The organism is Paenibacillus sp. FSL L8-0641 (assembly GCF_038006265.1).
GTDB lineage: Bacteria > Bacillota > Bacilli > Paenibacillales > Paenibacillaceae > Paenibacillus > Paenibacillus polymyxa_D.
This window is the reverse complement of the sequence record NZ_JBBOUW010000001.1, coordinates 4,031,385-4,045,154: the sequence shown is the minus strand read 5'-3', so window position 1 is coordinate 4,045,154 and position 13,770 is coordinate 4,031,385. Positions and strand designations below refer to the sequence as shown.

General features: G+C 47.8%; 10 protein-coding genes. 8 read left to right on the top strand and 2 right to left on the bottom strand.

What is annotated here, in order from left to right:
• The first annotated feature begins 10 nt into the window (after positions 1 to 10).
• The 8 genes from MKY16_RS18235 (at position 11) to ptsP (ending at position 10,719) form a co-directional block, all read left to right on the top strand.
• On the top strand, positions 11 to 1,654 hold the full coding sequence (locus MKY16_RS18235; protein ID WP_029515708.1) for a UDP-glucose--hexose-1-phosphate uridylyltransferase: 1,644 nt from the start codon (positions 11 to 13) through the stop codon (positions 1,652 to 1,654).
• Between the two features lie 184 nt (positions 1,655 to 1,838).
• The gene (locus tag MKY16_RS18230) at positions 1,839 to 3,002 is read left to right on the top strand and encodes an iron-containing alcohol dehydrogenase (RefSeq protein WP_069012479.1); all 1,164 of its coding nucleotides are present in this window, start codon (positions 1,839 to 1,841) and stop codon (positions 3,000 to 3,002) included.
• A gap of 174 nt (positions 3,003 to 3,176) precedes the next feature.
• Positions 3,177 to 3,695 carry a membrane protease regulatory membrane protein gene (locus MKY16_RS18225; protein ID WP_029515706.1) on the top strand — a complete coding sequence of 173 codons (519 nt, stop codon included), beginning with the start codon at positions 3,177 to 3,179 and terminating at the stop codon, positions 3,693 to 3,695.
• A 48-nt stretch (positions 3,696 to 3,743) separates the two neighbouring features.
• On the top strand, positions 3,744 to 5,279 hold the full coding sequence (locus MKY16_RS18220) for a flotillin family protein (protein WP_069012481.1): 1,536 nt from the start codon (positions 3,744 to 3,746) through the stop codon (positions 5,277 to 5,279).
• Between the two features lie 189 nt (positions 5,280 to 5,468).
• Positions 5,469 to 6,344, top strand: coding sequence for a glucose PTS transporter transcription antiterminator GlcT (glcT, locus tag MKY16_RS18215; protein ID WP_029515704.1), 876 nt, complete (start codon positions 5,469 to 5,471; stop codon positions 6,342 to 6,344).
• A 238-nt stretch (positions 6,345 to 6,582) separates the two neighbouring features.
• Entirely contained in the window at positions 6,583 to 8,628 is a 2,046-nt protein-coding gene (gene ptsG, locus MKY16_RS18210) for a glucose-specific PTS transporter subunit IIBC (protein WP_340956527.1), read from the top strand.
• Positions 8,629 to 8,738: 110 nt separating this feature from the next.
• Complete coding sequence (locus MKY16_RS18205; RefSeq protein WP_013372579.1) at positions 8,739 to 9,014, top strand: HPr family phosphocarrier protein; 276 nt, start codon at positions 8,739 to 8,741, stop codon at positions 9,012 to 9,014.
• Positions 9,007 to 10,719 (top strand): phosphoenolpyruvate--protein phosphotransferase, encoded by a 1,713-nt coding sequence (gene ptsP / locus MKY16_RS18200; protein WP_029515702.1) that lies wholly within the window; start codon positions 9,007 to 9,009, stop codon positions 10,717 to 10,719. Before MKY16_RS18205 ends, ptsP begins: the two co-directional genes overlap by 8 nt.
• A 119-nt stretch (positions 10,720 to 10,838) precedes the next feature.
• Here the strand turns inward: ptsP and gcvPB are convergent, their stop codons facing one another.
• The gene (gene gcvPB / locus MKY16_RS18195; protein WP_029515701.1) at positions 10,839 to 12,335 is read right to left on the bottom strand and encodes an aminomethyl-transferring glycine dehydrogenase subunit GcvPB; all 1,497 of its coding nucleotides are present in this window, start codon (positions 12,333 to 12,335) and stop codon (positions 10,839 to 10,841) included.
• A complete protein-coding gene (gcvPA, locus tag MKY16_RS18190) occupies positions 12,332 to 13,687 on the bottom strand; it encodes an aminomethyl-transferring glycine dehydrogenase subunit GcvPA (protein WP_029515700.1) in 1,356 nt (451 codons plus the stop codon). Before gcvPA ends, gcvPB begins: the two co-directional genes overlap by 4 nt.
• Positions 13,688 to 13,770: the final 83 nt, after the last annotated feature.

Here is a 13,770-nt window from a genome sequence, read left to right as displayed (position 1 = left end):
ACGATGACATATGAGCGAGCGCCAATCTGCAGATAAAGGCCAAGGCCGGGAACATTCCCGGCATCTGGCCCATGACATCGACGAAACTGTACAGCAGTCGGCTCTATATGCGGTGGAGCAACTGGTTGCATTCGCACAAAATAAGGGCTTGGTCGGTCCGCAAGACACAGATTACAGCCGTAATTTGTTATTGGATCAGTTTGGTTTTTCCGAGCCTTATTCAGGTAGGGATGTAGGGGGCATTATGGCCCCTGAAGCCCTCCAGCCTGTGCTTAATGTATTGATAGATTATGGTTTTGCCATAGGCCTTATCCCCGAAAACACAGATACGTATCGTGATTTGCTGGATTCCAAAATTATGGGACTACTGATGGCGAGACCATCTGAAGTCATCCGTGACTTTCATCAAACGGAGGCTGAACGTGGCATAGAGGCGGCGACTGATGCTTTTTATCAATTATCTATCGATTCGAACTACATCCGAATGGATCGGGTTGCCAGCAATGTGTACTGGAATCAGTCGACATCTTACGGAGATATGGAAATTACGATTAATTTGTCCAAGCCAGAAAAAAGTCCCAAGGAAATTGCGATGGCGAAGCTTTTGCCGCCGCCTGTTTATCCCAAGTGTCAATTATGCCGTGAAAACGTTGGATATGCAGGAAGAGTAAATCATCCGTCCCGTCAAAATTTGCGTATCATTCCGGTGGAATTGAATGGGGAACCGTGGTTTTTTCAATATTCACCCTATGTGTATTACAACGAGCATTGCATCGTGTTCCATCATAATCATGTACCGATGAAGCTCACGAAGGATACACTGCGCCGATTACTGGCCTTTACGAAAGCGTTTCCGCATTATTTTATTGGCTCCAATGCGGATCTGCCGATTGTCGGCGGATCGATTCTGACCCATGATCATTTTCAGGGTGGTCGTCATACATTTCCAATTGAAAAAGCGGGTGTGGACGGCGTATACCATAATGAAGCGTTCCCGCAGGTTACAGCAGGGATTGTAAATTGGCCGATGTCGGTCATCCGTTTTACGTCAACAGATGCCGAGGCGCTGTTGGAAGCGGGAAATGCTGCTTTTGAAGCCTGGAAAGCTTATAGTGATCCTGTAGCTGATGTCCTCTCTCATACAGAGCAAGAAGGGGAAACGATTCCGCATAATACTGTGACGCCGATTGTGCGCCGTGATTCCGAAGGCAGGTATCAGATGGATCTCGTACTGCGCAACAACCGAACGAGTGAAGAGTACCCGGAAGGTATTTTTCATCCTCACCGCGAGATGCATCACATCAAGAAGGAAAATATCGGTCTGATCGAAGTTATGGGACTTGCCATATTACCGGGGCGGCTCAAGGATGAACTGGATGGAATTGCAGATATTTTGTGTGGGGATGACAAACTGGCTGTGGCTGTACAGCAAGAAGGACATCCGCTGTTTAAGCATGCAGACTGGATTTACCAGTTAAACACTCGGTTCGGTCGTTTGCCTGACAAGGAGACGGCTGTTCGTACCATACAAAATGAGGTTGGACTGAAATTCAGTGAAATTTTAGAGCATGCAGGAGTATATAAACGGAATCCGTCCGGACAGCAGGCCTTTGGTCGTTTTATGAAACAATTGGGATATACTTTGGGAGAATAAAATTGCTTGCGAAGCACATACTATACTACGAGAACCCTCCCAAGATATGACATGGAACCATGCTCCTCAAGGAGTGTGGTTTTTTTCTGAAAACAAAGCAGATTTGTTTCCTGTAACCGAAAAGGTTATAATAGAGTAGTTTCTTAATATTAAACTTTAGAACTATTGGAGGCGAGCGTTTGCGATGAAAGCATTCGAATTTTATAATCCTACACAATTGATCTTCGGTAAAGGACAATTGGAGGCTCTCAAGCGTGAAGTTCCTAAATATGGTAAACGTGTATTGCTTGTATATGGCGGCGGCAGCATTAAGCGCAGCGGCTTGTATGATAATGTAATAGGTTTGCTTGGTGAAATCGGTGCAGAGGTAACGGAACTGGCTGGTGTGGAACCGAATCCTCGCTTATCTACAGTACATAAAGGCGTGGAATTGTGTAAAACACATCAAATCGACCTCGTTCTGGCTGTAGGAGGCGGTAGTGTGCTGGATTGTTCCAAAGCCATTGCTGTTGGTGCAAAATATGATGGCGACATGTGGGATTTTGCAGAGCGTAAAGCGGCACCACAGGCAGCATTGCCATTAGGTACGGTTTTAACTATGGCAGCCACTGGTTCTGAAATGAATGCGGGTTCTGTTATTACAAATGAAAAAACACAGGAAAAATTGGGCTGGGGCAGCGTATTTGCGTTCCCTGCGTTTTCTATTCTTGATCCAGTGAACACATACTCACTGCCGCAAAATCAAACGGTTTACGGAATCGTAGATATGATGTCACACACGCTGGAGCATTATTTCCATCTGGAATCCAATACTCCGGTCCAACTTGGCTGGTGCGAAACGATTTTGCGTACGGTAATGGACGCGGCTCCAGGTCTGGTCAACGATCTGGAAAACTACGAGCTGCGTGAAACAATTATGTATTGTGGTACGATGGCGCTGAACGGCTTCCTGAACATGGGGCTGACAGGTGACTGGGCTACTCACAATATCGAGCATGCGGTGTCTGCTGTTTATGATATTCCACATGGTGGAGGACTGGCTATTCTGTTCCCGAACTGGATGAAACACAATCTGCATGTGAAGCCTGAACGCTTCAAACAACTGGCTGTCAATGTGTTCCATGTAAACCCAGAAGGCAAGAGTGATGAGGAAGTGGCGCTGGAAGGTATTCAGGCGTTGCGTGATTTCTGGAACTCGATTGGTGCACCAAGCCGTCTGGCTGATTACGAGATTGATGCGTCCAAAATCGATGTTATGGCTGATAAAGCTGTGAAATTCGGATCTTTTGGTGGCTTTAACAAGCTCAATCGCGAAGATGTAGTCGAAATTTACAAAGCATCCCTGTAAAACGACATTTGTATCATTTAAAGCACGTTTGTGCGTCATTAGACGTACGAACGTGCTTTTTTGGGTTTGATTTGGGATATTGGAGGAAAATTTTGAAACTTTTTTAGGTTGAATACGTAAACATAGTTATAGACTGGAAACCAGACTGAAAAGGTACATGGAAGGAGGAGTCGCATGGAAACCATATTTTGGTGGCTATTGGCAGGGGGCGCTATCTTTACCGTGGTCAGTGTGCTGATCGGGGATGTACTCGGTAGTTGGCTGGATGGTGCATTGGAGCTGCCGGGCCTTGATTGGTTCAGACCTGTCGTTTTACTTGGAGCCATGACCGCTTTTGGCGGAGCTGGAGTACTGCTGACAAAGTATACCGGGCTGAGCACGGGATGGGTCGTCGTGCTTGCTTTAGGGATTTCGTTTGTCATCGGAATACTCGTGTTCTTTGCGTTTATCAAACCCATGGCGAATTCGGAGGTATCCAGCGGCTTCTCCATGCGTGAGCTGACTGGCCGGATTGGTGAGGTCACCATTCCTGTTCCTGAGGTTGGTTACGGGGAGGTTATGATCCGCTTGGGTGCAGGCAACACCATACATACAGCATCGAGCTTTGATCACAAACCGCTTGCTGCGGGAACCCGTATCGTCGTGGTTGAGGTCGCAGAGGGCGTCGTCCGCGTAGCGTACCTGGACACCTAGACGGCGCAATCGCTTAACTTGAAGGGAGCGTGATCGGGAGTGTCAAATTTGCAAGATATTGTGCTGGTCCCTGGGATTGTTGTTATCGTTATCGTCATATTAGGGATCGCTTTTTGGGCCCGCTACAAAACGGTAGGGCCGGATGAAGGGATGATCGTGACGGGTTCTTTTCTGGGAAATAAAAATATTTCCGAGGATGACTCTGGACGTAAAATTAAAATTGTACGCGGCGGGGGGGCCTTCATTTGGCCTATTTTCCAGCAGTCCGAATTCATCTCTCTGTTGTCCCATAAACTGGACGTAACCACACCGGAAGTGTATACGGAGCAAGGAGTTCCCGTGATTGCGGATGGTGTGGCGATCATCAAGGTCGGCAGTTCTATTGAAGATGTGGCTACAGCAGCCGAGCAGTTCATCGGGAAGCCACTGGAGGCTCTTAGGGGAGAGGCTCAGGAAGTGCTGGAAGGGCATTTACGCGCAATCCTCGGCTCGATGACAGTGGAGGAAGTATATCGTAATCGGGATCGGTTTGCGCAGGAAGTACAGGGCGTGGCTGCTCGTGATCTGAAAAAGATGGGCTTGCAAATCGTTTCCTTCACCATCAAAGATGTGCGTGATAAGCACGGATATCTGGATGCGCTTGGTAAGCCGAGAATTGCCGCTGTGAAACGGGATGCTGAGATTGCGGAAGCCGAAGCTGTGCGGGATGCCCGGATTCAGAAGGCGCGTGCAGAACAGGAGGGCCAGAAGGCCGAACTGCTGCGAGATACCAACATTGCCGAGGCAGCCAAAGAGAAAGAACTGAAAGTGGCTTCGTTTAAAAAAGAACAGGATACAGCGAAGGCAGAAGCCGATCAGGCTTATCACATCCAGGAGGCCCGTGCCAAGCAGACTGCCGTCGAGGAGCAGATGAAGGTCGAGCTGGTGCGCAAAGAACGGGAAATTGACCTTCAATCCAAGGAAATACAGGTACGTGAAAAGCAATATGATGCGGAAGTGAAAAAGAAGGCAGAAGCCGATCGGTATGCGGTCGAACAAGCGGCGGAAGCAGATAAATCGCGTAAAATGCGTGAGGCTGAATCACTGCAATACTCGATTGAGACACAGGCTAAAGCGTCAGCTGAACAAAAACGTCTAAACGGGCAAGCAGAAGCGGATGCCGAACGCGCCAAAGGTACGGCAGACGCAGATGTCATCCGTTTGCGTGGACTTGCAGAAGCGGAGGCCAAGGAAAAACTGGCGGAGGCGTTCCAGAAGTTTGGAGAGGCTGCCGTGCTCGATATTATCGTAAAAATGTTGCCTGATCTGGCTGGACGTATTGCCGAACCGATTGCGTCCATTGATAAACTCACCGTAGTTGATACAGGAAAAGGAGAAGGAGCAGCGCGTGTCAGTAATTATGTCACCGAACTGATGGCTACGGCGCCCGAGATGCTGAAGAGTGTATCCGGTATTGATGTGGAACAGTTAATCAAGGGGCTTACCACTGGGAAAAAAGGCCTTCATTCCGTGCCGTCCTCCGGTGAAGCGAACAAGCAGCCTCTTCCAGCCTCGGTGGAGGCAGCACTAACAGATAAAGAATAACGATAAGTCTTTGGGAGCTTCTATCCCTAACCAAAAGACCGCTTTTCATCACAGCATTTTCCGGCAATGTGATGAAAAGCGTTTTCTTTTTATTGACCTTTAGCCGAATATTTGGTACTTTAACGTGGATTCCTCTGAGCTTCATGCTATAATTCTTAGGATCAAGGTTCTGATAAAAGAGGTGCGGATGTGAGCAGCCTAAAAGTGGCCAAAGCGCTGAATAACAATGTGATTATAGGAATGCACCCCGAGCATGATGAGGTTGTCGTGATTGGAAAAGGAATCGGTTTCAATCGCAGACCCGGCGATCTTATGCCGTTGGATTCAGTTGAAAAATTATTTATATTAAAAAGCCATGAAGAACAGGAGCAATACAAACGGTTGCTTCCTGAGCTGGATGAAAAGCTCATCGAGGTCATCGGTGAGGTGCTTCATCTTGTTCAGCTTCAAGCAAAGAAGCCTCTAAATGAGCACATTCTGATTGCTTTAACTGACCATATCGCTTTTTCCATCAACCGTCATAAACAGGGAATTACGATTCATAATCCGTTTTTGTATGAGACTAGGGAAATATATCCTCAGGAATACAAGATGGCTGAGCAGGCTGTTGCTTTAATCAGGGATAAGATGAATGTAGATCTGGGAGAAGATGAAATCGGATTCGTGGCCCTGCATATTTATAGCGCCATGACAAACCAGCATATTTCCGAGGTTAGGAAGGATTCTCGTCTGATTGCTGATATGGTTCAGGTTGTCGAAACGACACTGGATTATCGAATTCCTCTCCAATCCCTTGATTATTCTCGACTGCTGACTCATCTGAGGTTTGCGATTGAACGTGTGCGCCGGGGAGAGATTGTGCAGGAGATTTATCGATTGGACAAGCTTTTGAATGAAGAATATCCAGAAATGTATATGCTGTCCTGGAAACTGACGAAGATTATGGAGAAAAGGCTACGTAAACCTGTTTATCCGGCTGAGGTTAGTTATTTGACAATGCATCTGCAGCGGTTGTCCCAACGCAAAGAGCAGGGGGAGCAACAAAAAGTGATAAAACCGGAATAAAAAAGTATTGCCTCGCATTTAGTGGGGTGCTATAATCAATTTTGCAATGAGGAAGACAACAACTGAACATTTAACGTGTTACTGATTCGATCAGGCATGAGTTGTTTTAAGTTATGATTGTTTACAGCCTACTGGGGTAAGCTATATCCCAAGGTTGTTTTCAAACATACTTAAATCGGCTCATGCCTTTTTTGTTGTTTTGCCTCTGTTCTAAATTTCAGAGAAGGATGTGGAAGGTATGTTTAAAAAGCTTTTCGGCGTTTTACAGCGTGTCGGTAAAGCATTAATGCTTCCTGTAGCGATTTTGCCAGCTGCGGGGCTTTTATTGGGTATCGGTAACATGCTGGTCAATCCTGATTTTCTCCAGTATATTCCGGCATTAAATGCGGGCTGGGTTCAATCGGTTGCGACGATCATGATGAATGCCGGACAAATCGTTTTTGATAATCTGGCACTGTTGTTCGCAGTCGGCGTAGCCGTCGGTCTGGCGGGCGGTGAAGGTGTAGCAGGTCTGGCTGCCATCATCGGTTACCTCGTTATGAACATTACTCTGGGTACAGCCGTGGGTGTCACACCTGGTCTGATTGCTCAAAAAATACCGGGTTATGCGAACGTGTTGGGAATTCCAACGCTTCAAACCGGGGTGTTCGGCGGGATAATCATCGGTATACTGGCCGCAGCCATGTACAACCGCTTTTTCAAAATTGAGCTTCCTTCGTATCTGGGCTTTTTCGCGGGTAAGCGTTTCGTTCCAATTGCAACGGCGGTATCCTCACTTATTGTCGGACTAGCACTGGTTCTGATCTGGCCTCCAGTTCAACAAGGACTTAACGCAGTATCTCACTTTATGGTGTATTCCAACCCGACTTTGTCGGCGTTCCTGTTCGGGGTTATCGAACGCGCGCTGATTCCATTTGGTTTGCATCACATTTGGTATTCACCGTTCTGGTTTGAGTTTGGTGAATATGTTAACAAAGCAGGTCAAACTGTTCACGGTGACCAGCAGATCTTCTTCAGCCAGCTTCGCGACGGAGTGGCTTTGACAGCAAGTACGTTCCAAGTGGGTAAATTCCCATTCATGATGTTCGGTTTGCCAGCAGCAGCGCTTGCGATGTACCATGAAGCAAGACCAGAACACAAAAAATATGTAGCAGGTATTATGGGTTCAGCAGCATTGACTTCGTTCTTGACAGGTATTACGGAGCCACTGGAATTTTCCTTCCTGTTCGTAGCTCCACTGCTGTTTGCAGTACACTGTATATTCGCAGGTCTGTCATTTATGACCATGCAAATTTTACATGTCAAAATCGGTATGACCTTCTCAGGCGGATTTATTGACTTCCTGATTTTCGGGATTATTCCAACCCGTACGCCTTGGTGGTATGTAATCATCGTCGGTCTGATTTTGGCAGTTATTTATTACTTCGGATTCCGATTCATCATACGGAAATTCAACTTGAAAACACCAGGGCGTGAAGAAGCCACAGAAAATGTGGATGGCGCAGCAACTGGTAGTAGTGACGAGCTCCCACACAAAATTTTGGCAGCTTTCGGCGGTTCATCGAATATCAAGCATCTGGATGCTTGTATCACACGTCTTCGGATCGAGGTTAATGAGAAATCGAACGTTGACAAAGCTCGTTTGAAACAACTTGGCGCATCGGGTGTCCTTGAAGTCGGTAACAATGTACAGGCAATTTTCGGTACACGTTCCGACACCATTAAAACTCAAATGGCTGATATCATGGCTGGACGTACACCTGCACCAGCTCCGGCGCAACCTGCTCCACAAGAGGAGAAGGAAGCTGGAGAAGAACAACAAACCATTATTGTAGAAGATATTGTAATGCCTGTTAACGGCGAATTGGTTGATATCTCGACGGTTCCCGATCCGGTATTTGCAGAACGTATGACAGGTGACGGCTTTGCGGTCGTGCCAAATGATGGAACGATTGTGTCCCCTGTTTACGGCAAAGTATTCAATGTATTCCCGAGCAAGCATGCGGTTGGTATCCAATCCGATGGCGGTAAAGAAGTGCTTGTTCATATCGGGGTGAATACAGTGAAGCTTAAAGGTCAAGGATTTGACGTTTTGGTGAACGAAGGCGATCTTGTGTCAGCTGGCCAGCCTATTATGAAAGTAGACCTGGAATACGTGAAGGCAAACGCTAAATCCATCATCTCACCTGTCATTTTTACTAACCTTCCTGAAGGTTCTTCGGTAACTTTAAACAAAACTGGAGTATTGAAGGCTGGCGAAGATGGTATAATTACGATAAAATAAACTCTATGTGTTTCGGATTAGTTGATTAGGCGGCTTAGGCCGTCTGATCAATTATTCGGTATACTGCGTGTAAACAAATATTATCTTTAGGAAAGTGGGAGGAACAAATTATGCAAACAACTTTTAGAATTACGGATGAAGACGGTATCCATGCACGTCCTGCAACTGCGCTGGTAAATACAGCTAACAAATTCAGCGGTGCTGAATCTTTTGCCGAAGCTAATGGTAAAAAAGTAACTTTGAAATCCATTCTGGGTGTATTGTCTCTGGGTCTGGAACAAGGCGATACTATTAACATTATCTGCGAAGGCGCTGAAGCTGCCGAAGCACTGAAAGCTCTTGAAAATGTAATCGTCAACGAAGGGCTGGGCGAAGTTCATGCTTAAGATTTCTGGGATTGCCGCTTCGGCAGGCATAGCCATTGCCCGGGCGTTTATCTTGGAGCATCCGAATTACGCTGTAGAGAGACGCGCGGTTGGTGATGTTGAAGCTGAAATCGCAAGATTGGATGCGGCTTTGGCACAATCTCAAACCGAATTGGAATCGATTAAGGAGAAAACGCTTAAGGAACTGGGAGAGAAAAAAGCAGAAATTTTTGCATCTCACCTGCTCATTTTGAATGACCCTGAATTGATCGATCCGGTTAAAGCTAAAATCAGAGACGAGCAGCTTAATGCTGACTATGCTTTGAATGAAGTAGCTACACAGTTCATTTCCATGTTTGAAAACATGAAAAGTGCCTATTTGCAAGAACGCGCATCGGACATGCGTGATGTAACCAAGCGGATCCTGAATCACCTGCTTGGTGTTCATTTTGTTAGTCCTGCAGAAATTGCCGAAGAAACGATTGTGCTTGCAGAAGATTTGACACCTTCCGACACAGCTCAGCTGAACCGTGAATTTGTTAAAGGTTTTGCAACGAATATCGGCGGACGTACTTCGCATTCGGCTATTATGGCTCGCTCACTTGAAATTCCTGCAGTTGTGGGAACGAAAAATATATTGTCTCAAGCTAAAAGCGGCGATTTGATTATCGTTGATGGTTTGGATGGTCACGTATTCGTGAACCCTACCGAAGAGATTGTTGCAGAATACCGTGCTAAACAAGTGGCATACGACAAGCAACGCGAAGAGTGGCGCAAGCTGCGCGGCGAAGCTACGGTTTCTGTCGATGGTGTCCATGTCGAACTGGCAGCCAATATTGGTACGCCTAATGATGTAGCTGGTGTCCTGGACAACGGTGGTGAAGGCGTTGGCTTGTACCGTACGGAGTTCTTGTACATGGGACGCGATAAGCTTCCATCCGAAGAAGTACAGTATACAGCGTACAAAACTGTTCTGGAAAGAATGGAAGGTAAACCGGTTGTAGTCCGTACTTTGGATATCGGTGGTGACAAAGAACTTCCTTATCTGGACCTGCCGAAAGAAATGAATCCGTTCCTCGGATTCCGTGCTATTCGCCTGTGTCTGGATCGCCAGGATATTTTCCGCACTCAATTGCGTGCTTTGTTGCGTGCGAGTGTGCATGGTAACTTGCGCATCATGTTCCCAATGATTGCTACGCTGAACGAATTCCGTGAAGCTAAAGCTGTTTTGTTGGAAGAAAAGGAAAAATTGGTAGCTGAGGGTGTATCCGTATCCGAAGAAATTCAACTGGGCATCATGGTAGAAATTCCTTCTACAGCGGTATTGGCTGACCAATTCGCAAAAGAAGTAGATTTCTTCAGTATCGGTACAAACGATCTGATTCAATACACAATGGCAGCGGATCGCATGAACGAGCGGGTTTCTTACCTGTATCAACCATACAATCCATCCATTCTGCGTCTGGTGAAAATGGTTATTGATGCCGCTCACCGTGAAGGACGTTGGGTTGGTATGTGTGGCGAAATGGCAGGAGATACAACAGCAATTCCGTTGCTGCTGGGTCTCGGACTTGATGAGTTCAGTATGAGCGCCACTTCCATTCTGCCAGCACGTAGTCAAATTTCCAAGTTGTCCCGTGCGGACATGGAAAAACTGGCTACAAAAGCTCTGGACATGCAAACAGCAGAACAGGTTGTTGAATTGGTTCAAAGCATCGAAGGCTAAGGAAGGGTATTACATTTCAAAGGTTATATCTTTTTCCAACAAAAAATTGCTGTGTACATACAGCAGCCGGTATCTAATTAGATACCGGCTTTTTTGCATCCTTTAAGTAGAATTTGTTTTCAACTGCATGAGCAATTCAGTACAGGTTTGCGGGCTGCAGTAGTTTCGTCCAATCGTGTGACTGGAGTAGTATATGGTGCATTGAGCACCAGCTCAGGGTTCTCTTCTGCTTCCCGCGCAATATGAATCATAGTGTCGACAAAAGCATCAAGTGTTTCCTTACTTTCTGTTTCCGTGGGCTCGATCATGATGCACTCCTCTACATTCAGCGGGAAGTAAATTGTAGGTGGATGGTAGCCGAAATCAAGCAGCCGTTTGGCTACATCAAGCGTGCGCACTCCAAATTTTTTCAAGCCTCGCCCTGACATCACGAATTCGTGTTTGCAATGTCCAGGGTAGGGCAGATCAAAATATGGAGCGAGCCGATGCATCATGTAATTGGCATTGAGTACAGCACATTCCGATACACGCTTTAAGCCATCAGGACCGTAGCTACGGATATAGGCATAGGCACGGACGAGAATACCGAAGTTCCCGTAAAAGGCTTTAACCCGTCCAATAGAATCTCCCTGTTCCCGGTCCCAGTGGTACACCCCCTGTGGATCCCGTGCGACAAGCGGCTTGGGCAAATAAGGGATGAGCCGTTGCTTTACGCCGACAGGCCCAGCGCCGGGGCCACCGCCACCATGCGGGGTACTCATCGTTTTGTGCAAATTGAGATGCACTACATCGAAGCCCATATCTCCGGGACGGGTAATCCCCATGATGGCGTTGGAGTTCGCCCCGTCATAGTAGAGCAGACCCCCCGCGTCATGCACGATGGCAGCAATGTCAGTGATTTGCTTCTCGAACAGCCCAAGCGTGTTCGGGTTGGTCAGCATGAGCGCAGCAGTGTCGTTGCCTACGGCTTGACGCAGCGCATCCAGATCCACTAGCCCCTCAGGGGTGGAAGGAAGGGTGACTGTTTCGAAGCCTGCGACGGTTGCACTGGCGGGGTTCGTTCCGTGCGACGAATCCGGCACGAGCACCTTGGTACGTCGCTCACTACGTGCTTCGTGGTATGAGCGAATCATCATCAGCCCGGTCCATTCGCCATGGGCGCCCGCGGCGGGCTGAAGCGTGACGGCATCCATGCCAGTTAACGCAGCCAAATCATTTTGGAGCGTATGCAGCAACTCCATGGCACCCTGGATGCTCTCCTCGGGCTGATATGGATGGATTTTGGCGAAGCCTGTATATCGGGCGACATCCTCATTCACCTTCGGATTGTATTTCATCGTACAGGAGCCGAGCGGATAAAATCCATTGTCCACGCCAAAATTGCGCCGGGACAAGGCGGTATAATGCCGAATAACGTCTACTTCGGATACCTCGGGTAATGCTGCAGGTTCGCTGCGCAGCGCATAGTCTGGCAAAAGCTCTGCCACCGGGCGACGGGGAACGTCGCACTCGGGAAGGGAATAGGCGATGCGACCCGGACGGCTCAATTCAAAAATGAGCGCTTGATCGTGTTCCTTTAACAGCTCTTGTTTCTGATCCTGTCCGGTATGTGTCATAGCAATCCCCCCAAGGTGTGCACAAATTGGTCAATCTCTTCTTTGGTTCTTTGCTCCGTCACGGCAATCAACATGTGACCAGCAAGTTCCTCATAGTCCCGGCCCAAATCGTAGCCAGCGATAAATCCAGCAGCTAGCAGCTCGGCCTGGAGTCTGCTCATATCTGTACCCTCAGGCAGTCTCAGGGCAAACTCGTTAAAGGTCGGTGCGTTAAACGAGGCAGTTACGCCCTTCAAGCTCAGCAATTGCTCTAAAGCATACCGGCTTTTATGCAAATTTAGCTCGGCTACTTCCTTGATCCCCTGTCTACCCATAACAGACAAGTATACAGATGCAGATAAAGCTAGCAACGCTTGATTGGAACAAATGTTAGAGGTGGCCTTTTCGCGGCGGATATGCTGTTCGCGCGCTTGCAAGGTCAGCACGAAGCCGCGTTTACCATTGCGATCAGTGGTCTGACCCACAATACGGCCGGGGATACGGCGCATATGTGCCTGAGAAACGGCAAAGTACCCACAGGTCGGACCGCCGAGAGAAGAGGAGATGCCAAGTGGCTGCGCGTCTCCTACCACAATATCCGCGCCCTGTTTGCCGGGTGTCTCCAGCAAGCCAAGTGCCAGTGGGTTGGCACTGACGACCAAAAGACCTTTGTGTGCATGGATGAGGTCAGCCATCGGCTGTAGATTTTCCACGGCTCCGAAAAAGTTGGGGCTTTGGACCAAAACAGCCGCGGTCTGTTCCGATACGGCCGCCGCTAACGCATCAGCATCCGTTACACCGTCCGAACAGCCGATCTCCACGATGTCCAAATTCAATCCGCGTGCATAGGTTGCCAATACCTGACGTGCCTCTGGATGGACGGACCTCGATACGATAAGCTGTTTACGGCGGGTAGCTGCGGCGGACAGTGAGCCCGCTTCCGCCAGTGCAGTCGCTCCGTCGTACATGCTGGCATTAGCTACAGCCATGCCCGTCAATTCGCAAATATACGACTGAAATTCGAAAATGGCTTGTAGCTCGCCTTGGCTTACTTCCGGCTGATAGGGGGTGTAGGCTGTATAGAATTCCGAGCGTGAAGTGATGTGCTGGATGACCGACGGAATATGATGATCATAAATTCCTGCGCCAAGAAAGCTGGCATGTGTGTCTGTATTGGCGTTGTGTCCAGCCAGCTCGGCCAAGTGGCGGGTTAAGGCTTTCTCATCGAGTCGAGAAGAAAGAGGGAGTTCCCCTTGATATCGAATGGCCTCTGGAATGTCACTGAATAAATCATCAATGGATGATACACCCACCACACGCAGCATTTCGGTTTGATCTTGTTCAGTCATAGGGAGATAACGATGCTGCTTCATAGGTTCTGGCTCCTTTCGAAAAGCAAAATTTTAAATCGTAATTAGCTAATAAAAAAGTGTGAGCTGAAAAACCCGGAAGTTCA